25 protein-coding genes are annotated in these 24,795 nt (G+C 41.8%); 11 read left to right on the forward strand and 14 right to left on the reverse strand.

Annotated elements, in window-relative coordinates; all coding sequences use genetic code 11:
- Positions 1–289 precede the first annotated feature (289 nt).
- The 8 genes from AACU33_RS19135 to AACU33_RS19170 all read left to right on the forward strand — a co-directional run bounded on the left by AACU33_RS19135 (position 290) and on the right by AACU33_RS19170 (position 10,320).
- The gene (locus AACU33_RS19135) at positions 290–1,006 is read left to right on the forward strand and encodes a pirin family protein (RefSeq protein WP_096590163.1); all 717 of its coding nucleotides are present in this window, start codon (positions 290–292) and stop codon (positions 1,004–1,006) included.
- Positions 1,007–1,265: 259 nt separating this feature from the next.
- Complete coding sequence (locus tag AACU33_RS19140) at positions 1,266–1,502, forward strand: hypothetical protein (protein WP_096590164.1); 237 nt, start codon at positions 1,266–1,268, stop codon at positions 1,500–1,502.
- A 642-nt stretch (positions 1,503–2,144) separates the two neighbouring features.
- Positions 2,145–3,458, forward strand: a complete 1,314-nt coding sequence (locus tag AACU33_RS19145; RefSeq protein ID WP_096590165.1) for an efflux RND transporter periplasmic adaptor subunit — start codon at positions 2,145–2,147, stop codon at positions 3,456–3,458.
- A gap of 125 nt (positions 3,459–3,583) precedes the next feature.
- On the forward strand, positions 3,584–6,766 hold the full coding sequence (locus AACU33_RS19150) for an efflux RND transporter permease subunit (protein ID WP_096590166.1): 3,183 nt from the start codon (positions 3,584–3,586) through the stop codon (positions 6,764–6,766).
- A 117-nt stretch (positions 6,767–6,883) separates the two neighbouring features.
- The gene (locus AACU33_RS19155) at positions 6,884–7,651 is read left to right on the forward strand and encodes an SDR family oxidoreductase (RefSeq protein WP_096590167.1); all 768 of its coding nucleotides are present in this window, start codon (positions 6,884–6,886) and stop codon (positions 7,649–7,651) included.
- Positions 7,652–7,861: 210 nt separating this feature from the next.
- Entirely contained in the window at positions 7,862–8,575 is a 714-nt protein-coding gene (locus AACU33_RS19160) for a rubrerythrin family protein (protein ID WP_096590168.1), read from the forward strand.
- A 259-nt stretch (positions 8,576–8,834) separates the two neighbouring features.
- Positions 8,835–9,665, forward strand: a complete 831-nt coding sequence (locus tag AACU33_RS19165; protein WP_096590169.1) for a metallophosphoesterase — start codon at positions 8,835–8,837, stop codon at positions 9,663–9,665.
- A 370-nt stretch (positions 9,666–10,035) separates the two neighbouring features.
- Entirely contained in the window at positions 10,036–10,320 is a 285-nt protein-coding gene (locus tag AACU33_RS19170; protein ID WP_096590170.1) for a hypothetical protein, read from the forward strand.
- Between the two features lie 78 nt (positions 10,321–10,398).
- On the opposite strand, the gene AACU33_RS19175 is transcribed toward AACU33_RS19170, so the two are convergent.
- The 13 genes from AACU33_RS19175 to AACU33_RS19235 form a co-directional block, all read right to left on the reverse strand.
- On the reverse strand, positions 10,399–10,623 hold the full coding sequence (locus AACU33_RS19175; RefSeq protein ID WP_096590171.1) for a hypothetical protein: 225 nt from the start codon (positions 10,621–10,623) through the stop codon (positions 10,399–10,401).
- 146 nt (positions 10,624–10,769) lie between these two features.
- Positions 10,770–11,219 (reverse strand): hypothetical protein, encoded by a 450-nt coding sequence (locus AACU33_RS19180; RefSeq protein WP_096590172.1) that lies wholly within the window; start codon positions 11,217–11,219, stop codon positions 10,770–10,772.
- Entirely contained in the window at positions 11,220–11,486 is a 267-nt protein-coding gene (locus tag AACU33_RS19185; protein WP_096590173.1) for a hypothetical protein, read from the reverse strand.
- Between the two features lie 26 nt (positions 11,487–11,512).
- Entirely contained in the window at positions 11,513–12,088 is a 576-nt protein-coding gene (locus AACU33_RS19190) for a hypothetical protein (protein ID WP_096590174.1), read from the reverse strand.
- 106 nt (positions 12,089–12,194) lie between these two features.
- The gene (locus AACU33_RS19195) at positions 12,195–13,043 is read right to left on the reverse strand and encodes a hypothetical protein (RefSeq protein ID WP_096590175.1); all 849 of its coding nucleotides are present in this window, start codon (positions 13,041–13,043) and stop codon (positions 12,195–12,197) included.
- Positions 13,043–15,367 (reverse strand): collagen-like protein, encoded by a 2,325-nt coding sequence (locus tag AACU33_RS19200; protein WP_096590176.1) that lies wholly within the window; start codon positions 15,365–15,367, stop codon positions 13,043–13,045. The genes AACU33_RS19195 and AACU33_RS19200 overlap by 1 nt, the downstream gene beginning before the upstream one ends.
- The gene (locus tag AACU33_RS19205; RefSeq protein ID WP_096590177.1) at positions 15,360–15,953 is read right to left on the reverse strand and encodes a hypothetical protein; all 594 of its coding nucleotides are present in this window, start codon (positions 15,951–15,953) and stop codon (positions 15,360–15,362) included. Before AACU33_RS19205 ends, AACU33_RS19200 begins: the two co-directional genes overlap by 8 nt.
- Before the next feature lie 3 nt (positions 15,954–15,956).
- Positions 15,957–16,772 (reverse strand): LamG-like jellyroll fold domain-containing protein, encoded by an 816-nt coding sequence (locus AACU33_RS19210; RefSeq protein ID WP_096590178.1) that lies wholly within the window; start codon positions 16,770–16,772, stop codon positions 15,957–15,959.
- On the reverse strand, positions 16,769–17,113 hold the full coding sequence (locus AACU33_RS19215; RefSeq protein WP_096590179.1) for a hypothetical protein: 345 nt from the start codon (positions 17,111–17,113) through the stop codon (positions 16,769–16,771). The genes AACU33_RS19210 and AACU33_RS19215 overlap by 4 nt, the downstream gene beginning before the upstream one ends.
- Positions 17,114–17,443 (reverse strand): hypothetical protein, encoded by a 330-nt coding sequence (locus AACU33_RS19220; protein ID WP_096590180.1) that lies wholly within the window; start codon positions 17,441–17,443, stop codon positions 17,114–17,116.
- 74 nt (positions 17,444–17,517) lie between these two features.
- On the reverse strand, positions 17,518–19,086 hold the full coding sequence (locus tag AACU33_RS19225) for a VapE domain-containing protein (RefSeq protein WP_096590181.1): 1,569 nt from the start codon (positions 19,084–19,086) through the stop codon (positions 17,518–17,520).
- 688 nt (positions 19,087–19,774) lie between these two features.
- Positions 19,775–20,500, reverse strand: coding sequence for a KilA-N domain-containing protein (locus AACU33_RS19230; protein WP_096590182.1), 726 nt, complete (start codon positions 20,498–20,500; stop codon positions 19,775–19,777).
- 317 nt (positions 20,501–20,817) lie between these two features.
- Positions 20,818–21,108, reverse strand: coding sequence for a hypothetical protein (locus tag AACU33_RS19235; protein ID WP_096590183.1), 291 nt, complete (start codon positions 21,106–21,108; stop codon positions 20,818–20,820).
- A 334-nt stretch (positions 21,109–21,442) separates the two neighbouring features.
- On the opposite strand from AACU33_RS19235, the gene AACU33_RS19240 reads away from it, so the two are divergent.
- The gene (locus tag AACU33_RS19240; RefSeq protein ID WP_096590184.1) at positions 21,443–21,679 is read left to right on the forward strand and encodes a hypothetical protein; all 237 of its coding nucleotides are present in this window, start codon (positions 21,443–21,445) and stop codon (positions 21,677–21,679) included.
- A gap of 627 nt (positions 21,680–22,306) precedes the next feature.
- On the opposite strand, the gene AACU33_RS19245 is transcribed toward AACU33_RS19240, so the two are convergent.
- Entirely contained in the window at positions 22,307–22,714 is a 408-nt protein-coding gene (locus AACU33_RS19245; protein ID WP_096590185.1) for a hypothetical protein, read from the reverse strand.
- 517 nt (positions 22,715–23,231) lie between these two features.
- Here AACU33_RS19245 and AACU33_RS19250 point away from each other — a divergent pair.
- A complete protein-coding gene (locus AACU33_RS19250) occupies positions 23,232–23,375 on the forward strand; it encodes a hypothetical protein (protein ID WP_339376144.1) in 144 nt (47 codons plus the stop codon).
- 476 nt (positions 23,376–23,851) lie between these two features.
- Positions 23,852–24,685: a metallophosphoesterase gene (locus AACU33_RS19255; protein ID WP_096590186.1), complete on the forward strand. Its 834-nt coding sequence runs from the start codon at positions 23,852–23,854 to the stop codon at positions 24,683–24,685.
- Positions 24,686–24,795: the final 110 nt, after the last annotated feature.

The raw sequence follows: 24,795 nt of genomic DNA on the forward strand, positions 1-24,795 counted from the left end.
ATTTTATATGTACATACATTACTATTTAAATAGTTCAAAAATAAATCTAATACCAAGTTGCATTCGATGAAAAAATCAAAACCATAAACAACACAAAGCAATTCAGTTACAAAGAAAATTGGCTGTTTGAATGCAACTAAAATGCAGTAATTAGGGAAACTAAATAGAATTATGAAACTGAATATTGAATTTCAAGTTTTAGCCAATAAAACCTGAATATCTTTATTGCTTAACTTTACAGTTATCAATTTGTAAATACAAGAAAATCAACTAGGCAAGAGGTATATTTATGTCTCAAAGTACCAAGAATTTAGTAATTCACGATGGCAAACTCCGCGGTCATACTAAAATTAGTTGGCTGAACAGTTACCACACATTTTCCTTTGGGAGTTTTTACGATCCCAACTACATGGGATTTCGCGCTTTAAGAGTGATCAACGATGATACGGTTGTTCCTGGTGCTGGGTTTGGAACTCACGGTCATCGAGATATGGAAATCCTCACTTATGTGTTATCAGGCGCTTTAGAGCATAAAGATAGCCTGGGGACAGGTTCGGTAATTCGTCCCGGTGACGCACAGATTATGAGTGCTGGTACTGGTATTACCCATAGTGAATACAATCATTCGCAAACTGAGCCGGTTCACTTTCTGCAAATCTGGATGTTACCCAATAAGGTAGGGTTAACGCCAAGGTACGACCAAAAGAACTTTCCTGTAGAAGAGAAGCGCGGAAAACTACGTTTAATTGCGGCTAAAGATGGACGTGATGGGGCTGTGGTAGTTCACCAAGACCTCGATCTCTACGCATCTGTTCTCGAAAAGGGTGATGTTGTTAATTATCATCTCAAGAGCGATCGCTATGCCTGGTTACACGTTGCCCAAGGCGCAGCCACTCTCAATGGCGAAGAACTCAAAGCAGGCGATGGCGTACAAATCAGTGGCGAAGAGAAACTCGAAATTAGCACCAACGCTAGTGCAGAAATCCTGCTTTTCGATTTGGCTTAATACCAAGTAGCTATACTACAAGGTAATACAGTTGAGGTTGGCTGCGTTCTAGAAGACAATGCGATCGCTTAATTAGCTCTGTGAATAATTCACAGAGCTATTTTTTAGCTTAACAATGAAGTTACTTAAAGATATCTGCCGTTTTGTTTCAGAATATAAAGAGAAGCTAAAGCAATCCTTTTATCTATCTGGAGTAAGAAGTATTTTGTTTACAAATTTTAGAAATTAGAGTAAAGGAAACAGAGAATATAGCATAAAAATGATATTTTTTACAGATAAACATAAATTGTTACATGACAAACAGCAATTTTGGCACACAGAATTAGTTAAATATGGCGTAGACTATCATCAAGCTGCTAAAGTCGCTCAAATTCTAGCCGAAAAAAAACCGGATGAGCTTTTGACTGAGGAAGAAATCCGGCTTACCAAAGAAGTATGTGAAGTTTGGTTAAGACAGCGCAAACGTTTGGCTTCAATTTCTAGAGCGCTTGAGTAATATTATTCTACTGTAGGCTTTATCTTTGAAGCGGATGCGAGAAATTAAATAATCATAGTCTAGGCAAAGTATAGAAATAGTACGACCCGGTTTCAAACTCAAACGTGACCAGTGTTTCCAAACAGCGCTTTTAAAAGCTTTTGAACAACTGTTGATTGCGTCTATATTGGATAATTCATCTCTACATTCATCAACATTGGTCATCAAAAGATAACTGTCTTAGCGGTAGCATTTTTATTAAGTATTGTTAGTGAATATACATTAAACTAAATAGCTTTTTAAATTATTTTCCCTCCAAATCTTCTCTGTTGGGGGGTTTTATATTTATTTACTAAAGTAATTAAGTGTAAAAAATCAAATTCTTGCCTTAGACAGAAGAATAAAAAATTACATTTATTATTAGCAATATCTCAGAAGCGATCGCCTGTTAGCAAAAATAGAACATTTTTCGCAAGAATTCAAAAGACAGGGGGATGACTATATTTGTAAACTGGATTTTATCACTCACCTTTCGGTAGATTAGCGCAAGTTATAAAGGAAGTATATTTGAGATGGCATATCATATAATTTCTCATCAAGCTTCATCCTAAATCAGTAAATTAAATCTATCAGCTTTAATTCTCCTTAGGTTCCCTGTATATCATGACATCCCCTGAACATCAAACTGATTTTGAAGAACGTGTTCCAGAGCCGTCATTTGAGCCACCTCCACAAAAACGGCGGTGGCTTCGGTTACTGTTAGCTGCACTATTATTGCTTGGTGGTGGTACTGCCATAGTTTGGCGTTTGGTAACTCCGCAACATCAAGCTGCTGCGCCAAATAATGCTCCACCAGGGGTACGAGTCAAGATAGCACCTGTACAAGCTGGTACAATTGAGGAGAGTTCAGATTTTATTGCCAACCTAGAATCCCGACGTTCAGTGAGGCTACAACCACGAATTCAAGGTCAAGTCACGCAGATATTTGTGCGATCGGGAGATAAAGTTGCTCAGGGAACGCCAATTATTCAAGTAGACCCAAGACAGCAACAAGCAGCAGTTAGTGGGTTAAATGCTGGATCGCAAGCAGCCAGAGCGCAACTCCAAAATGCCCTTGCCACACTCAAATCCCTACAAGCCGATCGCTTATCTAATGTTGCTGATGTGCGATTAAATCAGCAAGATTATGACAGGTACACTAGCCTTGCTCAAGAAGGCGCAGTATCTCGGCAAACCAGGGATCAGTACGCCAATCGGTTGGCTACAGCCAAAGCGCAACTTGCTGCCATTGATTCTAAAATTCAAGCACAGCAAGCAACTATAACTCAGGCAGAAAAAGCTTTGCAGCAAGCAGAAGCAAATACTAACCAACAAGTAGTTGAGCTTCAGTATTACAAAATTACTGCTCCTTTTGCTGGGACAGTGGGTGATATTCCCGTAAAAGTTGGTGATTTTGTCAATACTTCAACACAACTTGCGACAATCACTCAAAATCAACCTTTAGAAGTCAACATCTCCGTGCCTCTCGAACGCGGTTCTCAATTGCGTCAAGGATTACCAGTAGAAGTCATGGATGCTCAAGGGCAACCTCTAGGCAGAAGTAAAATATTCTTTATTTCGCCAAATATCGGTAATGGTACTCAATCAATCCTAGTCAAAGCACTATTGAATAACTCGCAAGGTAAGTTGCGGGCAGACCAATTAGTGCGTGCTAGAGTGATTTGGAATCGAAAATCTGGAGTTTTAATTCCTACAACAGCAGTATCTCGTGTAGCGGGTGAAACATTCGCTTATGTAGCGCAAACCGAAAATACTCCACAAGGTAATTCCCAATTAGTAGCTCGGCAAAAGCAGGTGAAGTTAGGCAATATCCAAGGCAATAACTACCAAGTTCTGGAAGGATTGCAGCCAGATGAAAAAATTATCGTCTCTGGGTTGCTAAATCTGAGAGACGGTGTTCCTGTGATTCCAGAGTAGAGACTGGAGACAAGGAAAGGGAGACAAGGTGAGACAAAGAGAATAAGGGAAGGGTAAGTCAATATCCTATGCCCTTATGTCTTCATGCCCAATGCCCCATTTTTAATACTTAAGCAACGATTTATATGTTTGTTGACTTCTTTATCAGGCGACCTGTATTTACCAGTGTCTGCTCTATCATCATCCTGTTGGTGGGAGCAATTAGCATCCCCACACTGCCTACAGATCGCTATCCCGAAATTAGCCCGACACAAATTAACGTCACTGCTAATTATGTGGGTGCAAGTGCTGAAGTTGTCGAAAATACCGTCACGACTGTTTTAGAACGCCAAATTAACGGGGTTGAGGGCATTAAATACATGACCTCAAACAGTAGTAACAACGGTACTAGTACAATTACGGTGACATTTGATGCATCCCGCAACAAAGATATTGCGGCGGTAGATGTGCAAAATCGGGTTTCTGTGGCGCAACCGTTGTTACCAGACGCCGTACAGCGAACTGGAGTCACGGTTAGCAAACAATCCAACAACATCCTCTTAGCGATGGGGTTGTATGCCGATAAACAGGCTTTTGACAACGTCTTTTTAAGCAACTACGCCGACTTATATATAGTAGATGCCCTCAAAAGAATTAAAGGTGTGAGCGAGGCGCGAATTTTTGGCGAACGCCGTTATGCGATGCGTCTGTGGCTCGATCCTAACCGTCTTGCCAGTCGCAATCTCACCGCCCAGGATGTAATCGATGCACTCAACGAGCAAAACGTACAGGTAGGTGCAGGGCAAATTGGACAGCAGCCTACAGATAAGGATCAAAATTACCAAATAGATTTGACAGCAGTTAGTAGGCTGACAGATGTCTCTCAATTTGACAATATAGTCCTGAAAACTGCTGCTGATGGCTCGCTAATTACACTCAAAGATGTCGGTAGGGCGGAACTAGGAGCAGAAAACTATAACTCGTTTTTGCGATTTCGCGGTAACGAGGGTGTTGGTATAGGGATATTTCCCACTCCTGGAAGTAACGCCTTGGATGTGGCTAAGGCAGTGAAAGTGGAAATGGCGAAACTAGCACAAAGCTTTCCGCCAGGGATGAAATATCAAGTGGCTTTTGATACGACAGCGTTCGTGGAAGCCTCGCTAGCAGAAGTTGTGAAGACGCTGGTGGAAGCGATCGCGCTTGTTGTGTTGGTGATATTCCTGTTCTTGCAAGACTGGCGCACAACTTTAATTCCGGTAATTGTGATTCCCCTGGCGTTGGTCGGTACATTCGCCTTTATCAAGGTATTTGGGTTCTCGATCAACACTCTAACGATGTTTGGCATCACCTTGGCTACGGGGTTAGTGGTGGATGATGCGATCATCGTTGTGGAGAACATCGCCCGCTTGATTGAAGATGAGGGAATGCCACCACGCCAAGCAGCCTCGGAATCTATGCGCGAGTTGTTTGGGGCGGTAGTTGCCACTTCTTTGGTATTGATGGCTGTATTCGTTCCCGTGGCATTCTTTCCCGGTTCCACAGGGCAGATTTACAAACAGTTTGCGCTGACGATCGCCTTTTCGATTGCCATTTCTACCTTTTTAGCTCTGACTCTCACACCTTCGCTTTCCGCCTTACTACTACGCCGCGGACAAAAACCCCGTGGTTGGTTAGGCAAGATTTTCGGGGTAGTCAATAGATTTATTGATTGGATGCGCAGAGGGTATGAAAAAACTCTCTTTCGTTTAAACCGTGTCGCCGCGATCGTTGTGCTGCTCTTTGTCCTATCCTTGGGCTTAACAGCCTGGGTCTATACCCGCGTGCCTACAGCCTTTATTCCAGAAGAAGACCAAGGCTATTTCATCACGATTATCCAAGGGCCAGAAGGGGTGTCACTCAACTACACCAGCAACGTCATGGCTAAGGTAGAAAAAGAAATCCTGAAATTGCCGGAAGTAGTTGGTACTTTCGCCATTGGTGGCTTTGGTTTCAGTGGTAACACTGCTAACAGTGGTGCTATTTTTACCACACTCAAACCTTGGAACGAGCGCGCTGGTGAGGAACACTCAGCACAAGGCATTATGAATAGACTGCGGGGAGTGCTATCGGCAATCCCAGAAGCGAGGATTTTACCAGTTAACCCCCCAGCGATTCAAGGTTTAGGTAGTTTTGGCGGTTTCCAATTCGAGCTACAAGACAGAGCTGGTAATAACGGCTTGGGTACCATGACACAAATCATGGGTCAGTTACTCCAACGCGGTAATCAGACACCAGGATTGCAAGCTGTGTTTAGTACATTTAGTGCCAATACACCGCAGATGGTCATTGAAGTCGATCGCAGCAAAGCCAAAGCTTTACAAGTTAAAGTCAACGACATTTTTAACACCTTACAAAGTTATTTGGGTTCGCGCTACGTCAACGACTTTAATTTATTACAGCGGACTTACCGGGTGTATATACAAGCAGACGCAAAGTTTCGCTCTAATCCTGAAGATATTGGTAAGTTGTACGTGCGCTCTGCCACGAATCAAATGATACCTTTGAGCAACTTAGTGAAAGTTACTCCCACTACAGGAGCGCAAACCATTACTCACTACAACTTGTTCCGATCGATTGAAATCAACGGTTCAGCTGCTCCTGGCTTTAGTTCGGGACAAGCAACCAACGCAATGGAGCAATTAGCGAAAGAAGTTTTACCTGCAAGTATGGGTTACGAATGGTCAGGGATTACAGCTGAAGAACAACAATCTGGGGGTTTAGCACCCTTAATTTTTGGCTTGGGATTGGTCTTCGTGTTTTTGGTACTGGCTGCACAGTATGAGAACTATGTCGATCCTCTGATTATTATGTTTGCCGTTCCCCTAGCTATCTTAGGGGCATTATCGGCTCAGTCTTTGCGGGGTCTAGCCAACGATGTATTTTGTCAGGTTGGTTTAGTAATGTTGATTGGTTTGGCGAGTAAAAACGCCATTTTGATTGTGGAATTTGCTAACCAACTGCGAGAACGCGGTGTTCCTCTAGTCAAAGCTGCCATCCAAGCATCTGAGGAACGCTTACGCCCGATTCTCATGACTTCCTTCGCTTTTATCTTAGGTATTTTTCCCTTAGTCGAAGCGGAAGGTGCAGGTGCGGCTAGCAGACAATCTCTTGGTACAGCCGTAGCTGGCGGGATGATTGTTTCTACTTTACTAAGTCTGTTTGTCGTGCCGATTTTATATATCGTAGTCAGCAGAATCCGCGATCGCTTCCGTCCCCATCGCCAGCCACCCCAACTCCCAGAACCTACTCAGGATGGTAAGGTTCCCCACACAACCCAGGTAATTAAATAGATGCAAGGACGCGGGGAGAAGGATTTTTATTTATTACCTAAAAAACTCTCCGCGTTCCCGCGTTCTAGTTTCTTGAAGTCCATCCCAATCATCAGCAACACAAAGTGAGATCTAGATATGGCACCTTTAGCAGGAAAAGTTGCAATTGTCACTGGTGCATCGCGAGGTATTGGTAGAGCGATGTCTAACGACAAGCCGCTTCGCGTCTACGCACTGAAGTTAGCTAGTAACGGTGCATCTGTGGTCGTTAACTATGCAGGTAGCACAGCTAAAGCCCAAGAGGTTGTCGCCGAAATTACTCAGCAAGGAGGAAAGGCGATCGCCGTACAAGCAGATATCAGCCAAGTAGCTGACATTAAGCGGCTATTCGATCGAACTATTGAGCAATTTGGCAAAGTTGATATTTTGGTCAATAATGCTGGCACCATTATTTATAAACCGATCGCTGAAGTTACAGAAGCCGACTGCGACAATTTTGTCGCAGTCAATATTAAAGGGACTTATTTTGCTTGCCAACAAGCCGCCCAAAGGATGGTGGAAGGAGGGCGGATCGTTAATTTTTCTTCTTCAACCACAGCGATGATGCTACCAACTTATAGCGCTTACGTCGCCACAAAAGGAGCTGTGGAACAAATAACCAGAGTCTTAGCTAAAGAACTAGGGACAAAAAAAATCACAGTCAACGCTGTTTCTCCAGGCCCCACAGATACAGAACTGTTCCGCGACGGTAAAACCGAAGAACAAATCAACCGTCTAGCGCAAATGGCAGCTTTAGGAAAACTAGGAGATGCACAAGAAATTGCTGATGTAGTAGCATTTCTAGCGAGCGATGAAGCACGGTGGATTACCGGGCAAAATATCCGCGTGAACGGCGGAATCACCTGAAGCTATCTAATAAATTAAACCTAGAATTTCCCAGAGGTAAAACTTTTCAGTTTTATAATTGTCCTGGTACAGCTAACAAAACGGGTAAATTAATGTAGCATAAAAAACGTTGTATAAAACGTCTCTAAATCATTAGAGTATCTTTTAATTTACTCAGTTTTAAAGTCTGTATTTCCAAGCAAAATACCACATTACAAGCATCCAAAGATTATGGATTTGTCTAACTTTACTACACTCCAAAACTTAGAAGCTGCCTTCGGTGGTGAATCGATGGCGAATCGGAAGTATTTGTTTTTTGCTGAAGTGGCGCGTAAACTTGGGTTTACAGACTTAGCGAAACTTTTTAAAGAAACAGCAGAACAAGAAACAGAACATGCTTTTGCGCATTTTGAGTTGCTGCATCCAGAATTAGTTGTTAAAGATCCGTCAGCTTTAACTGATGAACAAAAGCGAGAAATTGTCTCTCGTTGTTTATCATTAGCAATTGAAGGCGAAACTTATGAATACACTACAATGTATCCAGAATTTGCCACTGCTGCTCAACGCGATCGCGATAGTTCTGCTGCGGAAGAATTTCTCAAGCAAGCTAAAGAATCTACCGATCATGCCAATACATTTCGAGAAGCAGCACATCGTTTTGGCTTGCTAAAATTTATCGAAAATTACCACGCCGATCGCTATGCTGAAGCTTTAGAAGTTCTGAACGGCGGACAAGCAGCTACTAGAGTTGCAGGTGACGATCCCAAAACTCGGAAATGGATTTGCAGACAATGCAGTATGATTTACGATCCGGTTGCTGGCGATCCTGATTCTGGTATTGCACCTGGAACACCATTTGAAGAAATTCCCGATGACTGGAAGTGTCCCATTTGCGGCGCTACCAAAAAGACTTTTAAACCACTTGAAGAAAAAGTCGCTGCTTAAGATTGTCATCTGGCAGTTTTCATTGAATGGTGCGGTTAATCGAACACAGCCCACCTACATAGGCTAAAGACATTAAGCCCACGCAGGTGGGCTTTGTCATAGTAGTTAATAGCCATGCTAGTTGAGCATCAGTTAAGTACAAATACATAAAAAACCAAAGATATTCATGAATTTTTCAAGAAATTGTTTTAGCCGCACGAGCGATCGCCTAATTTTTCGTTAAGCTATAAGCGCTAATATTCAGGATGATGAGCGTTTTATGCACTGGTTACTATCTGGGCCGTTGAGTACAGAGAAATTGACGGTTAAGATTGCAGACTTACCTGCATCCTTACAAGGTAAAAAACTGGTGCAGATGTCGGATTTTCATTATGATGGTTTGCGGCTGTCGGATGCAATGCTCGAAAAAGCGATCGCAGTTAGCAATCAAGCGGAACCGGATTTAGTTGTCTTAACTGGTGACTATGTAACAGCTAGCCCAAAACCAATTCACGACTTGGCTTTACGGCTGAAAAATCTCCGCAGTCGGGCTGGTATTTATGCTGTATTGGGCAACCATGATATATGTTACAAACACTCAAGAGCAGAAATCACTGAAGCTTTGAATAAAATTGGCGTTCGCGTTCTGTGGAATGAAATCGCCTATCCTTTTGGGAAAGAATTACCCCTAGTAGGATTAGCAGATTCTTACTCTAGGGAATTTCACCCTGTAACAGTCATGAACCAACTAGACACCGCTACGCCTCGGATTGTTTTATCACACAATCCTGATACTGCGGAAATATTGCAAGCTTGGCGAGTAGATTTACAATTATCTGGTCATACTCATGGCGGTCAAGTTGTAATTCCAGGATTGGGAACTGGAGTCATTTACTATCAAAAAATTGTGCGCAAAATTCCTGTAAAAATCCGCCGTCGCATTCCATATTTGCGAAACGATTACTCCTTCATTCGTCATTGGGAATGGGCGCAGGGTTTACATTACTTAGGAAAAAATCAATTATATATTAATCGTGGTTTAGGAACTTATCTCCCCGGACGTTTATTTTGTCCTCCAGAAGTGACTGTTATGACGTTACAAAGTAAGTGATTTAGTAGCAAAATTTTAAACAAATTACTAATTAAATTGATTTTTTATGTAGTACATATATATATCGCTTAGTTAACGCGATTTGCCTTTAATATCAATGCTTTGAAAGATTAAGAGTAGCGTCGGCTGATTTTTGCTACTCAATTGCTACTAATTTTGACTCTCTAACCGCTATTACAGGCGGTTTTTAATTTGCTACTCGTTGTCAATAAAAAGCGATCGCTCCCATCTACCTAAAAGTGCGATCGCTCTGGCTTGTTGTTCGTTAGTGAGTGACTTCATGTGTCGTTAGGGGGATGATATCGTGAAGCTTTTATGAATTTCCCCAGTGTAATCCCTGAAGTTTGGCGGTAGCAGCGAAAATGACTACATGAAATATCGCTATCTCGCGCCGATGCCACTCAACCAGCTACTAGCCGTATTGCAAGCGGCAATCAAGCTCATCCGTAAACTGCAAAACGACAACGATAAGCTACGTAGCCAGCTAGCCGATAAAGACGCAATTATTGCCGATAAGGATAAATTTATCGCCGAACTCCAAGGGCAACTGGGCACGGCGGCGACGATGCTCACAACCGACGAGAAAGAACTAGCCGTTTTGCACGGGAATCTTTCTGAGTTGTCGGATCTAGTGCTTCCCGACTCCCACCAATAAAAAAGGATTTAGTCTTGGGCAGGCGACTAAATCCTCTGGAATAGAATCCTCTAATTGCTTGTTATGCCCATAAAAATATTACGCCGCCCTGCGGGCGTCAAGAGCGTTTTCAACTCGCTTTAAAATCGTTTCAAAGTAGTGGTTTCTGGTTTGGCATTCGACTTCATGAGCGCGAATTCGCGCTTCTAAAGAGGCAATCTTTTCTGTTAATTCGTCGTTGCGTTTATCGATATTTTGATAAATTTTGAGCGCAAAACCGAGGAGAGTTGCCACTCCTAAAGCGGTTTGAATAATATCTGACATGATAAAATATAACCTTCAACTGTATTGGAAAAATCAACTTATGAAAGCCGACGCGTTAGCCTATGCGTCGGCTTTTTATTGTGTAGAATCTTAATAGTTATTTTATCTTTATGCAGAGATGAATGATAAGAGGATAAATACTGTAATTACAAAGCATCTATTTTTAATTCAATACTTGAAAGCTTGTTATCAAGATCTGTTGTATCGATGCCATCGTATTGGTAGACTGTTATTCCTAGATCGATAAACCAGGATGGGGCTAAATATGATATTTGATAATCAACTGCATTATCAGCAAAAAATAATATATTTCTCTTACCTAAAAACAGACTTTTATTAAAAGCAATCGCATCCCCTAGGGCAGTCGGTAGAATCTGGCGACATCTACCAGCGTAACGCCATATTTTACCTATAGGAACGGTAGTAGTAATATTAATGAGAATAATTGGCTTATTGAAAGTTATAGGAATAAATAATTCTGTTAGCTTTGCATAAATATCTCTTCCTGTGGTCATCTCTATGATGGTAGGGGGAATAGAGTTAGAGTATTGCAGTGAAAAATTATCACCATTACCTAACTCTAATATCCTGCTCATTTACGCACCTACTCGCATAATTAATTCCGTGTGTTCGCAAAAGTCGTGAACTAGCTCCAAAGGATTATGAACATCATTTAGCTGGAGAATATCGCAATAATCCCTCAGAGAAATTTTATTATCTAACCAATCTCTAGCAGCTTGGTTGATAGCTGCCATATTCTTGGCTTCATCCATACAAGCCTCGGCATCTACTGCTACGGCTAGCAAGTTTATATCATCGTAGGGAGTCCAAATTATCCCCGTCCTTTGGGCTATTTCACTCATGATTAAATCCTCAAGGGTAGTTACTCTTAAGCTCCTTCAGGAATGAGCTTGTAACTTCTTTTTGTTCCGGCTTCCGCTGCATCTACCCAATTTTGAGAAGCAGTAATTAGCAACGCTGAAACCGTCGCATAAGTTTGACCGCCAGAAGCCTGACCAAAAGCACCAGTATATGTATCTACATCTGGTTTTAAATAAACTCTTTTGGTTATGCGGCTAGTTTTCTTAGCGAAAGTTTGCCTGAGAGTAAAGCTTAATTTAGCTGCTTTAAATCTTTTATATTCAATACCTCCCCCAGTAGGAGCAGTTTCGGTATCGTCAATATAATAAGTATCTAAAATTGTAGTAAGAGCGTTGCCAACTCCTGCCCCTTGCCCGTCTTGGGTCTTTTTAAGAACAGGAAGAATGATATATCTTAGCGCTGTTCCGCTTTGATTAAAGGGGGATATATACCCATTTACGCGTTTTGGTTTAGCTCTTTTAGTTTCGTCTGTAATTGCTGCAAAAGCTGCGTGTTTGGCATCTGGACTTAAGGCTTGCCAAGCTTTGTAATTATCGTATGCAGCCTTCTGAGTTTCATAGCGTCTGAGGTCGCGAAATGACATATATATAGTTATCCAAATTAAGGTTAACTGCGATTGTAAACTGCATTTTTATTTCAATGTTTGGCTAGAAACCTATAAGGTGTTCAACTTCTTTGTACGTAAGTGTTTAGTACCATTTTACTAAAGATTGATTTCTAAATGTTGTATCTATGAGAAATATAGGGTCAGTCAAATTACCTAAAGAAATATATGCATATCTAAACCGCATTACTGCAACTGGTCGGTAACGTCGATTTTTTACGGATTTACCAAGAATTGTTGTAGTTCCTGCTGTTGCAGTGGTTGTACTTTCTTTGTCAGGGTCGTTTAAAACTATATGTGATGCTCCCTTGAAAGGTACATCTATTGCATTACACATTTTCTCAAAAATATTAACTGCATCAGTTTTAGAATTAACTAACATATAATTTCCTCGTGGAAAACCATTACTAGGGTCAGTGTAAGAAGCTGATTTATTCCCTGATGTATAGGTAATTCCCTTATGATTTTCTAAGAATAATTCTTTAATTTCAGTAGCAATCTCCGTCATATTAGCTTTTGTGATCGCTGGTCTGGATTCTCCAGACGCGCAAGCATATTTCATTAATCTGCAAGATTTTTCATGAATTACTAAATCATCTTGTGGTGCTTGTGCAGATGCATCCTGCATAAACACTAAAAATAATTGTGGATATGCAGCAACCGGGGGAGCAGTGCCGAACGGAGTTCCATAAGTAATTGATAAATTTTTACGACCATACCCAATAACATCAAAAAATAGACTGCGACGCATATTCATAATTGCGTCGTTGTCGTCATCAGTTATCCGACAAGCAAGTTTTAAAGATGATCTAACAGAACTCAAATCGCCCGTTCCTTCTACATCACTAAAATAGCGGTCAACTCTTCTATTAAATTCTGCCCTATAAGTTTGTTGTAGATGCTCAAAAGCATCAAAGCCTTCTGGCAACGTCATTATAAATCCTCCCCATCAAATAAATCTGAAAAATCAAAAGCTACTGGTTGAGATATTGTTAAAGCTTGAGTTTCGTTCGCTTTTAATTGGTCTGGTTCTGGAACAGCAGGAGACTTATTTTCTGGTTTGTCGTCTTCTTTGATTGCTTTAGTTAGTTCCGTAGCAGAGTTATTAAACTCTGTCACGGCATTAATAACATCTAATGGGGCTTGCGTAACTGCTTGGATAGTAGAAGCAGTAGTTCCAAAATTTTCTAAGAAAGATGTAACCCTGTTGAATTTTGGTTGGGGATTGAGCCAGCCATAAGCACTTTCTAAAACAACTCCTCCCTTTTTTAAAGCATTCCCAATCTTCCCTGTATATCCTGCTATTAATTCATTAGCTTGGAGGATAGTTTGAGCAATATTCAAAAAGCTATTAAGCACATTAGTAGTGGCTTGATATATCCTATTAGCCTTGGCAAACGCTGCTGATAGTTCTGTATAATTTTCGGTTCCAATAATTCCTTTAACAAAATTTTCAATTGTTGAACCAATAATTGAGCCGATATTTAATCCGTTCCCGTCTTTATCTTTAATCCCAATAAGCTGCAATACGTTTGATAATGCTTGTCCTAAAGTTCCGGCGATGTCATTGCTTAACATCATCGCATTATGAATCGTAGCAGCAGTTGTCAGAAGATTGAGCGCTCTATCTATGTGTGCCCATTCGTAAAATTTAGTGAGACTACCACCAATCCCGCCAACAATTTGAGCGCCAAGCTTGAGATTAACAGTACTAGTTATTGCTAAATTTGCAGAAGTCTTACTATCAATTCTTCTGAGTCTGGACTTAATTTCTTCTAAATCTACCGGGTTCATATCCTGACCATCTCTGCCATTAATACCGTTAATACCATCTCGACCATCGCGACCGGGTAAACCAACAGGCCCGCGCGGGCCTGTTCTACCTTGCGGGCCGGGAACACCAGGTAAGGTGACTTGCACGACGGTTGTAACGCCATCTCGACCGGGTAAACCCTGTAAACCTCTTGGCCCGACTGCACCGGGTAAACCGCGCGGGCCGGGAATTCCCCTTAGCAATTTCAGCCCTTTGTAAAGTGCGATCGCGGTGAGTGCTGTTGTTAGTGCCGTTCCAGCTTTGTCTAAAGCACTAGAGGCAATACTTCCGGCTTTTTTGGCTAGCGTATTACTTTGGTCGGCTGTTAATTTTGCGAGATCTGCTTTGGCACTGGCGCGTATTGCATCGGCCGCGGCTTGTCTTGCTTTGGTATCAGCTGAAGATGAAACAGTAAGTGCTTTGTTGGCAACAGCTTGAGCGCTTCTAGCAGCAGTATTAGCAGCTATCGCCCGTTCGCTTGCTGTAGCAGCAGTTGAGTAAGCATTGCTTGCTACTCCCCTAGCTTGGTTAGCTGTTTCTCTGATAACTGGGATTTGTCTCCCAGCGTTCAATGCTTCGATATAAGCGCGATTTAATAAGTCCTCAACTGGAGGAAATTTAGCCTTCAATCTACCTATTTCAGCATTAGCAAGTTGAATTAATCTGTAGAATCCATTGGTAGCGTTATCAAGTGCGCTTACTTGATTCTCTACAGCGTCAATTCTTGCACCTAAAACTTCTAAGTTTGCTATTTGCTCAAACAGCACAAAGAAAGTAGCGATAATGTTGAATATTTCTATAATTTTAAGACCTAACCTACCAGTAGCAGCTAGAGCGTTTTTGCTAATACCAATTGCTTCCGCCCCACGTTCTAACGCTCTTATTGCCTTACCGTTAACTTCTCCCACGAACTTATCAACTTTTTCAATTGTTGAACTAAGACCGCTAGTAATTTTTTTCAATCCATTTACTTCTTTTCCCGCATTTTCAGCAGCAAGTTTCGCTATATCAGCCGCACCTTTAGCGCTATCAGCAACATTTTTTGCAGTACCAGCAGCAGTATTTGCACCCTCAGCAGTTCTCTTTGCTTGAACGCTCAAACCATTAGCTAAACTCGCATCTCTAGCAGCATTTTTAGCTACAACGTCTACAGCTTCAGCGGTATTTTTAGCAGTTGTTGCGGTTTTTTGAGCATCAGAAATAGCAGCATTCATCTGACGTAATGTAGATTCAAATGAGCTACCGAGATTACTAACTCGCGTGTCTACTCTACTGATGTTTTGGTTGAGTGGATTAATTTGGTCAAAGATTTTAGAAGCAACAATTGGCAAGATAATGTTTTTAATTTTCTCAATAAGACTATCTTCATTAACTGGTTTAATCTTGGCTATTTCAGCCTCAAGTTTAATTAACCTTGCCTTAAGTTCTTCACAGCAATCAGCCATTACTTAACCTCCTAACTGCCTCAGTAATAACCGCTATCTTTTGTCCAATTTCATTACAAGGTAAGCAGCAATAGCCAGGGTAATTATCACAGTCACACCTGCAAGTACCAGGCGGACAATCCGAACAGGCGACACGATATTTACACGGGTAATCACCTTCAACTGTGAATACATCATTTGTTTGCCCCAATTCCTTAACGTGTAATCTACTGCGATATTTATCTGGTTTTACATCAGGACAAGTAACAGTCGGCATAACAGTAATACTATTTGGGTCAACGTTTGTGTAGTCGTGTAATCCGTCTTCCCCACATCTTTGAACTTGTAGAACGTATCGTAAATCTTGATTGCCATTACCCGTGTCAACTATGTTGTAATCCCTGACGGTTAGAATTCCAGGTGTCCCACTGTTTGTCGAGTAAAAGGATATTCTATAACCGTTCGGATTGTAGTTTATTGTGTTAACACTGAAGTCTTCAACAGACACATCAATCGGGGAAACATTGGATTGATATATTTCTTCGAGTTGTGTTGCAAACTTAAAATTTACTTTCGGTTTGTCACCGATATTGCAGTATTCTGTCATGCATTAAAAAGTTGTTGGTGAAGTAAAATTAGATGAATATCTTGCAATTCCCTTTGTTAATCTTAGTCCTCTATTTTTGATTTTTCCTTGCCAAGTGAGATTTGTATAACCGTCGGTAGAATAGTTTCCAAAACCGAGTAATACCAGGCTAGCGGTACTGTTGAAGTATGTCGGGGAATGGTCAATTTCCCCTATCTTTGCTCCGTTTACAAAGCAGGCTAGTTTATTGGTCTCGTTGACGGTATCTTTTTTTCTGACTACTGCAACGTGATAAAGGGTATCTACGCTGAAGTTATAAGCGAACTGATAATACTGGTCTGTTGAGCCGTTCGTAGTCCAGTACCACTGAACACCGTATTGATTAATCCCAAAAGCAAATTGTCTGTTAGCGTTGTCGGCTACATTGTTCGCTTGACTAATAAAGTACTTGGTATCGTTGTTGAGCGTCGTCGGTATTGCTAGTACTTCAGCAGTAAAACTATCATCACTCAAATAGAATTTTGCATCATCAGGTGTAGTTATCCTGGTAGTTCCGCCATTACTGACAATTTGATTATCAGCGTTGATTGATGCTCCGTTATTTGTGAGAGTAAAACCGTTGCTAGATAAATCAACAAGACTGCCATCGACTATCCCTAGAAGCAAGCTTACATTGCTAGCGTATTGGTCGTTGTTGTTGCCATTATTGTTGGATAACCCTGCAAGAAAATCTGATACTTTTATCTTGTAAGTCTGTCCGGTTGATGCTTCTTGAAGTATTAACCAATCATTATCGCCAGCTTCTGTTTTTGTAATGGCTAAATCTTTGATTTCAGTCATGGGTAATCGTTGAAAACATGTAGTGCTAGTTGAAATACTCGATAGTTTATAGCTCCACTCCTAAAAATAATTCGCCAGTACTCTAAATAAAGAGTATTGGCGATATCGCCTTGGTTGAAGGTAAGAGGTTGACCGTTTTCTAAGGTAATAGTGCTGCCAGATTCTGTGGTGATTTTACCTTCAAAGTTTTCGAGTATTTTTAACAAAATACCAATGACTAACGATTCAGCCGTATTATTGGCATCTGGCGTTAGTCCCGGCAATTCGCTTTTAGTAATAACAAGAGAATCAATTGATTGGGTAGCACTTTCCCCGAAGCATTGAGCTAGCGATAAATCCATTTAAAAATCATCCGGATCTATCGTGCTGGTTGTATCTTCTATTTGTAACTTAATCGTTTTTGAAAATTCTCTGTATTGGGTATTGTTACGCGTAACTATACTTTGATAACTGTCTTCAATGGTGACTTGGATATCGCCATTAGATTCTTGCGCCGTGGGCGTTGCCACAGATTGCCACTGCTTTACTAATGCCACTACCAACGATTCAGCCGTATTAGACGAACTCGCGGTTAATCCTTGGGCGACTAGTGCCGATTTTTGAATAGTTAGAGTAGACGCGTCTTGAGTTGCGCCAGATCCAAAAAGTTGCGTGAGCGTTAATTCAGCCATGAGAGATTAGCACTAATAGTTAGTGCTTTATTTTACTCTCAGGCAGTTGAAAAGTGCGATCTCAGTCTTTGCGATTAAGGCTTAGGCTTGCTGAGGTTTGAGGCTTTGACGTACTGAAATAGCCTAGAGCTTAACTGCACTTGATACTTTCGGGTAATTGGGTCGTAGCCGACTACTTGCACTTCATCTCCTCCATACATCGCCGGCTGGTTAATTTGCGTCCGCCAATTGCGATCGCATTTTTGGATAAATTCAGCCGCGTGTTTTTCTAGTTGGATGATGGTATCGGCTTTACCTCTACCTAAAATTGCAACTTCTGTTGATTGACCTTCAACAAGAATCCGCCAGCGAGTTTTATTGTCTTGCTGCTTTCGCAGTGGCAGGAAAGTCACAAGGCGATCGCTAACTTGGCTGTTAAAACTGGGGGGCAAGTCCATCTGTTCGATAGGTATATTTGCTCCCACGGTTTCAAGTCGATTGCTATTTGCACTTTCATTTTCTGAATTTTCAAAATTTTCACTTATAGGTGGATCAGGTGGATCACAAACGCTAGAACCCTGATGAATAGCGGAAAAATTGTGATCCACCTTGTGATCCACCTTAGGTGGATCATTTTCGGTTTCAGAGGTGGATCGCTCATTATTTTCTGATCCACCTTGATCCACCTTTGATCCACCTATAGAGTTCTCTAGGTGGATCATAAAATTTCCTTGATTTGCAATGTTTTCAGGGATTGCTGATCCACCTGATCCACCTTGATCCACCTTATTTTGATTTTCTGGGAAAACATCTATTTTTCTTTTGCGTTTCCAGCCGCGACTACCTCGAAGTCCGCTTTCGCGGCCGCGTTCCCAACCGAGCCGACGCATAACCCCAGAAATGCGTTTATCGCTGGCGACATCCTGGCGAGATGGTTCTATGCCTAAAAGGCTGTATAAAGCCTGCGTGGTGACAAAATCCTTGCACCTGACGTATTCCTCAACAATTTCCATCCACGGGTCAATTACTTGATAGTCGCGATTGCGTTCCGCCCGTGCCGCTTCCTGTTCGTCAGTGAGCATATAAGGATAGCCGGCTTTATAAAGTGCGTTCGCGGCCGCCCATATCTTGTCCCTACAGAATAGAACCGCTTCCACGGGAATTTTTGACTTAGTAACAGGGATAATCCAAAATCGGTGATCGCCCGATGGGTCGTTGAGTATTTCTGTTTGGTTGGTCGTGCCGACGAAAACAAAACCGCGTTTATAGTCAACTGGTACTCGGTCGTAGGGCGTTCTAAAGGTTTCCTCCTTTTTGGCCAGAAATCGCTTAAGTTCTTCAACGTCCTTGCGCTTATAGACCGTCTCGAATTCTCCCCACTCCAAACACCAAAAGCGGTGCATTTTCATTTTTTCGTCTTTGTCGTTGTCGTTCCCTAAGTCATCAGAGAACCAGTCCGCACCAAATAGCGTTCGCCAGAATGTAGATTTCCTTATTCCCTGTTCCCCGTAGAGAATGAGGGCACAGTCCATCCAGCAACCTGGATGACGGGCGCGAGCAACCGAGGCAACCAGAAAATTTTTAAAGTAAGTCGTGTGAAGCGGATCGGTAGTGCCAAAAAATTCTTCGGCTAAGTTGTCGAGGTAATCACCAGTTAACGCGATTTGCCTTTAATATCAATGCTTTGAAAGATTAAGAGTAGCGTCGGCTGATTTTTGCTACTCAATTGCTACTAATTTTGACTCTCTAACCGCTATTTCAGGCGGTTTTGATTTTGCTACTCGTTTTCAATAAAAAGCGATCGCTCCCATCTACCAAAAAGGGCGATCGCTCTGGCTTGTTGTTCGTTAGTGAGTGACGTTCGTGTTTGACTAACTAAAAATAGAAAAATTTAAAAGTTTGCAAAAGTACTGGATCATCTGGATCATCTGGATCAGTGTCAGGTGAAAGAAAATGTAACTTTGTACACAGTTAACCTTTGTTTTAATCGTGTTAGCCTCAGGTGAATGTGCTACTTTTGACTGAAGAATTAAGTATGCTAATACATCTATATCTCTAACAAAGAAATTTGACTCACTAAAAATTAGTGGGTCAAGTTCTGACCATCTGCATCACTGACAGAGAAATTGTAGTTCTGATCACCCATCAATCCCTGTTTTAGCCGTATTAGCAACATTTTAGGGTGACTTTTTTGACTTATGGATGAGATATACTGATCCAGATGATCCAGATGATCCAGTACTTTTCCAAACTTTTAAATTTTTCTATTTTTAGTTAGTCAATCATGCAAGGGGATTAGATCGCCAAAAAATACCCCCAGTTCGTGACTGTGGGTATCCTAAAGACTAAGCCTTAAAATAACCTTGGCGGGGTCGGATACTCTTTCGTTGGTACAAAGTTTCTTCTCTTGATTTCAAGCCAATACTTTTTGCCGAATATCTGCTGACTTGCAGCATCCATTAAAGGATAGGTATTGACCACAGCTAGAGTCGTAACGATTCGTTCTGCATCCTTTCTTCCGACATTGACGTCAAGCTCTAGCTTCAGTTTGGTTTCGAGAAATTGTAACTCTAAAGGACTCCCATTTAATTGAATCTCTCCAGTAAGAGTGTTGTAGTGTAACTTATCCCCCCAAGCGTCTTTGATTATGTAATAGCTTTGGGCCAACTCAGACTTAAGAAACTCGTAACGCTTCTGGACAGCCTTGTTAATGATGTCCAGCCCCTCAGTCGTTTCCTGCCTTGAGGCAATATCAGCTGCGAGCGTTGGGTCAGCCTTGACATACCTGATAAAAATCTCGGCTACATAGTTGGCGAAGCCTGGATCAAGGTAGCTGGCTAGATGAACTGCCATGATGGGGTGAACCCAAGTCTCCCAAGTTTTACCTACGCGCTCAACAATCCAGGGTTCAGCATTTAACTGTGTAGCTTTTAAATGCTCTGATCTAGCTTTTGTTTCTGGCAACCGCTTCCAGTTATCAAGTCGAGTCCCAAAATGCTTACACCATTTGGTAGCGTTGATGTATTCGTCATCTCTTAGAGCGTCTTGCACCAAGGCGTGCGCGTTTTCTCTTTTCATAATATTGTTTAGTGAGGTTTATTTGTTTGTTCGATTTCTCGAACGAATTTTCTGTGTCGTCAAACAAGACAAAAATCATCACTGTACCTAAAACGTATTAGTAAAACTTCCGTCAATCAGTCCATTCACAAAAATCCTGACTTAAGTCAGAATAAGGGTAATAGCCTTAACTCCCTTGGATTAACTACTGATGCTTTAGGTGCAGAAAGTGTTTTTGCCAAGACAATCGCCTCGGAAGGTACTGGTAACATCGACCGAGGCATTTTAATGTCACATTTTATTCAACCACTTTGGGCAATAAAAGCGATCGCGTTTAGTCATGGCAGTTTCAAAGCTTTAGCTTCAGTCCACTCAACGCGCTGGTCAAACTGATCGTAAAACGGGTGACACTCTGGCAATTCAATCTCGTATTGCCACTGTTCCCCAGTCCAGGAAATGCCGATGACATCCACCAAAAATTCGCTTGTCGTGCCTTGCAGACAGACAAGATGGATGATCGTTTGACCGATGTAATATTTTGGCTTAGGAAAATCTTTGGCTACTCGCAATCGCCAAAACCGAGGCACATTGCAAGCTATTCCCCAAAAGGGTGTACTTGGCGCTAACATTTTAGATTGTCTCCTTGGTGGATTAACGACGTTAAGGGGGAAGTCGTGCTGGTGGGGGAGATGTGGTAGTTTCTCCCTCCAGGGCGCGTTTTCAACGCCTGACTTCATTTAGCATCAGGTATTTTTCATTAATTGGATCAGATTCTTGTCAAAAAAGCGATCGCACTTAGGGAGCGACACGACGCTACGATTTACACGCTCAACCTGCTGCATACAATTTGTATTCAGCTTGCATACATATAGTATAGCCACCTGCACACAACTGTCAACAGGCTGTAGGCAATTAGTGATAAAAGACTGTATCCTGTAGACAGATTGTATATAGTACGGAATTATGGTTAGTAAAGCTTTCTCATTCCGCTTGCCAGATGAAGCAGTGCAAGCGCTAGAAGCATTGCAGCTTGAAGGTGAGACATTAAACCAGACAGCACAGAGATTCATGTTGGAACATCTAGGACTGTCTACAAAACCGTCTACAATACTGCATACACCTGTAGACATCAAAGAATTGATTAAGCAAGAAGTGCGATCGCAACTAGAGGAAGTGCGGGGAAAGTCGAACGCCCGGTAGCAGAGAAGGATACTAGCACTACCGGGCGTTTAACCGACCATGAATTGACTATAACTAGAGACCGCACGCTCAACAAGCTAAAAACTGGCAGGCAATCCACAGCAGGTAAGGCGATTGATGCTTTCATCAAGGAACTTAAGCGCTCCTCTTGATGGGTTACAGTGCGACTATTGTTGGTTGCATGGGCGGTTGCAATGCGTCTACACCCAATTGTTCAAGCGTCTACACCCGAACAATTGACGGCTACAAGTGCACTGCATGGGGGGTAATAGGCGAACAATTGACGGACACAAGTGCGGTTGCAATGCGTCTACACCCGGTTGTTCAAGCGTCTACAGCGAAACAAGGAAAACAATCGGGTGTAGACGGCTAAAACCCGCGTCAGTAGCGGGTTTTGGCGATTGTAGACAAAATTTTTCAAGGTGTATTTTAACAGTAATTCCTAAAAAATAGCGGTATCTTCTAATATATTGCTCAAAAACATAGACGCGCTACCATTGCAAAAGCCGATGCAGTTATCCACAGATGCCCCCGCCGAAAACTTCCAACTTCAACTTCCACTTACGCTAACTAGTTGAAGTGAAGCCGGAAGTTAAAGCAGAAGTCTTGCAACGCGAGTCAATCTGATTACTTGCTTGATTCCCTTGATTCTTCCTGCAAGCTTTCGAGGTATGTTTGATAAACCTGAAAGCAACGGCCTGGTTTACGGTCAAAGCTTTCTGCCGATAAAGCAAAAGATTTCAAGGTATCGAGATTTGTAGACCACTTGTAACCCGCCGCCTTTCCTTTTTTGGCAATGCTGTAAACCATGCCAGCTAAATCAGCCCTACTCTCAACGCAGAGTTTTTTAAATTTTTCAAATTCCTCTCTATACACAGCTACCTGTGCTGGTTGCGTCTTACCATCCCTGAGCGCCAAGGCTTTTGGGAAGTCGATTGTTTCATTGCCAGATGTAGAAGACTTTTGTTGTGTTCGGGCATTTGCTGAACAACCGACCAGTAGCGTCACCAGCAGAGTTATAAAAGCTTTTTTCATAGGAATTTAGTCTACAAAGACGGAATTAATTAATAATGCCCATCTGCGTCATTCCCTCCACCAGTTCGCGGTAAACTTTCGGTAAAAAGACTCAATAACCGAATGTGTCAATCGCTTTGACGGTCTTTGGGACTAAAACGTTTTACTGACACCTTGAGGGATTAGTAAAACTCTGGTGAGAAATACCAATGGACCCTTATAGGTTTCTAGAAAAACGTCTAAGGGTTTTAACGCTCTGTAGAAACTATAGAGTTTTGCCGTTGCAAATCTGTTGCTTTCCACCTGGCGATACGTTACGTACTTTGGGAACCTATAACTTTCCCCGTATTGCGGAATGCTGCAATTGTTTTAGGCAAGTTTACTTGTCCGCCTACGCGTTTCTGCTTTTTCGGCAATGAAAAATTTAAGCTGCATCTGCTTTTCAACTTTTGGATCTTCCCTTTTTTTACCGTCACTTACCGGGTGACGGGTCGGGTGACGGGTCAATTGGCTCGAAGTTAGTCCAGCCGATTTCTTTGTGAATTCACCCGATCGGCAACCGCTCGACGTAACAGACGAAATTGCCGCAATACTATATTGCGATCGAAATCTAGATGCAGCGATCGCTTATGTTTTGGTACGGATTATTAAAGCTGCATATCGAGATCTAACGAGCGAATAAATAGGAGCTTTGATGAAAAAATGGTACGGATGTCCAAAATGCACATCACAGGATTATTATCGACGGGTTTTTGATGAAGGGTGTGGTGTGAGGACTCTCTTCTACTGTCGCTCGTGCAGTCACATTTTTTATTCTGCTCTTTTATGGGAGATAGATGACAAATTCGACTATTTTGAACAACACCCACGGACAGATGAGTAATTACACTCAACTTGATATTCTGCTACTCAATTGCTACTCACATTCGCAACAACAAAGCCTTGATTTTATTGGGTTAAAACCTTCTATTGATATTACATATAAATATATGTAGGCTGGGCATTGCCTACCACAATCCCTAGTTAGCGGTCGTTGTCTACCATTTGTGTATTTCCCAAATTAAGGATGAGAAACAGGTAAATTTATAGCAATTAATTAAGATAGATTTTATTTTTTGGTAAGCTGTAAGCGCTGCTATCAGGAGTGTCTGTTGCGCTATGCATTGGTTATTTACAGGACATTTAAGAGTAGATAAAATAACGGTTAAGATTACAGATTTACCTACATCTTTAGAAGGTATAAGGTTAGTACAATTGTCAGATTTTCATTACGATGGGATGCGACTATCGGAAGAAATGTTAGAAGAAGCGATCGCACTCAGTAATGAAGCAGAACCCGATCTAGTTGTATTAACTGGTGATTATGTCACCGACGATCCCGCCCCAATTCATAAATTAGCGCAACGACTGAAATATTTAGAGAGTCGTTATGGTATTTACGCCATACTTGGTAATCATGACATCCATTACAGCCACTCCAAAGCAGAAGTTACAGATGCTTTTACTAAAATTGGAATCCATGTCTTGTGGAATGAAATCGCCTATCCCCTAGGAAAAGAATTACCATTAGTAGGATTAGCCGATTATTGGTCGCGAGAGTTTAAACCTGCACCAGTAATCACTCAACTAGACTCCGCCACACCCCGCATTGTTTTATCTCACAACCCAGATACTGCTCAAATATTGCAACAATGGCGAGTAGATTTACAGCTATCTGGTCATACCCACGGAGGTCACATTGTATTACCTGGTATTGGGCCTGTGGTGTTTCATTATAAAAAGCTTTTGAAAAAACTACCCAAAAAATTGCGGCGTTGGGTTCCCTTTTTCTTAGGAGATTTCTCGAAAGTAGTGCGATATTGGGAATGGGCGCAAGGTTTTCACAAAGTAGGAAATAATCAGTTATACGTCAATCGTGGCTTAGGAACTTATCGCCCAGGACGCTTATTTTGTCCGCCAGAAGTGACTGTAATTACTTTAATTAGTCAATAGTCATTTGTCATTGGTCATTGGTCATTTGTCTCTCTTCCCTTCCAATCAATGCTGTTGACCCTGGACTTTTGACTTTTGACTTACATACTAGAAACCGCCTCAAGCTACGA

The sequence above is a fragment of the Calothrix sp. NIES-2098 genome (assembly GCF_963875125.1).
GTDB lineage: Bacteria > Cyanobacteriota > Cyanobacteriia > Cyanobacteriales > Nostocaceae > Aulosira.

Coding starts and splice junctions, on each gene's coding strand:
- AACU33_RS19135 (WP_096590163.1), top strand. CDS start 290: ATGTCTCAAAGTACCAAGAATTTAGTAATTCACGATGGCAAACTCCGC.
- AACU33_RS19140 (WP_096590164.1), top strand. CDS start 1,266: ATGATATTTTTTACAGATAAACATAAATTGTTACATGACAAACAGCAA.
- AACU33_RS19145 (WP_096590165.1), top strand. CDS start 2,145: ATGACATCCCCTGAACATCAAACTGATTTTGAAGAACGTGTTCCAGAG.
- AACU33_RS19150 (WP_096590166.1), top strand. CDS start 3,584: ATGTTTGTTGACTTCTTTATCAGGCGACCTGTATTTACCAGTGTCTGC.
- AACU33_RS19155 (WP_096590167.1), top strand. CDS start 6,884: ATGGCACCTTTAGCAGGAAAAGTTGCAATTGTCACTGGTGCATCGCGA.
- AACU33_RS19160 (WP_096590168.1), top strand. CDS start 7,862: ATGGATTTGTCTAACTTTACTACACTCCAAAACTTAGAAGCTGCCTTC.
- AACU33_RS19165 (WP_096590169.1), top strand. CDS start 8,835: ATGCACTGGTTACTATCTGGGCCGTTGAGTACAGAGAAATTGACGGTT.
- AACU33_RS19170 (WP_096590170.1), top strand. CDS start 10,036: ATGAAATATCGCTATCTCGCGCCGATGCCACTCAACCAGCTACTAGCC.
- AACU33_RS19175 (WP_096590171.1), bottom strand. CDS start 10,623: ATGTCAGATATTATTCAAACCGCTTTAGGAGTGGCAACTCTCCTCGGT.
- AACU33_RS19180 (WP_096590172.1), bottom strand. CDS start 11,219: ATGAGCAGGATATTAGAGTTAGGTAATGGTGATAATTTTTCACTGCAA.
- AACU33_RS19185 (WP_096590173.1), bottom strand. CDS start 11,486: ATGAGTGAAATAGCCCAAAGGACGGGGATAATTTGGACTCCCTACGAT.
- AACU33_RS19190 (WP_096590174.1), bottom strand. CDS start 12,088: ATGTCATTTCGCGACCTCAGACGCTATGAAACTCAGAAGGCTGCATAC.
- AACU33_RS19195 (WP_096590175.1), bottom strand. CDS start 13,043: ATGACGTTGCCAGAAGGCTTTGATGCTTTTGAGCATCTACAACAAACT.
- AACU33_RS19200 (WP_096590176.1), bottom strand. CDS start 15,367: ATGGCTGATTGCTGTGAAGAACTTAAGGCAAGGTTAATTAAACTTGAG.
- AACU33_RS19205 (WP_096590177.1), bottom strand. CDS start 15,953: ATGACAGAATACTGCAATATCGGTGACAAACCGAAAGTAAATTTTAAG.
- AACU33_RS19210 (WP_096590178.1), bottom strand. CDS start 16,772: ATGACTGAAATCAAAGATTTAGCCATTACAAAAACAGAAGCTGGCGAT.
- AACU33_RS19215 (WP_096590179.1), bottom strand. CDS start 17,113: ATGGATTTATCGCTAGCTCAATGCTTCGGGGAAAGTGCTACCCAATCA.
- AACU33_RS19220 (WP_096590180.1), bottom strand. CDS start 17,443: ATGGCTGAATTAACGCTCACGCAACTTTTTGGATCTGGCGCAACTCAA.
- AACU33_RS19230 (WP_096590182.1), bottom strand. CDS start 20,500: ATGAAAAGAGAAAACGCGCACGCCTTGGTGCAAGACGCTCTAAGAGAT.
- AACU33_RS19235 (WP_096590183.1), bottom strand. CDS start 21,108: ATGTTAGCGCCAAGTACACCCTTTTGGGGAATAGCTTGCAATGTGCCT.
- AACU33_RS19240 (WP_096590184.1), top strand. CDS start 21,443: ATGGTTAGTAAAGCTTTCTCATTCCGCTTGCCAGATGAAGCAGTGCAA.
- AACU33_RS19245 (WP_096590185.1), bottom strand. CDS start 22,714: ATGAAAAAAGCTTTTATAACTCTGCTGGTGACGCTACTGGTCGGTTGT.
- AACU33_RS19255 (WP_096590186.1), top strand. CDS start 23,852: ATGCATTGGTTATTTACAGGACATTTAAGAGTAGATAAAATAACGGTT.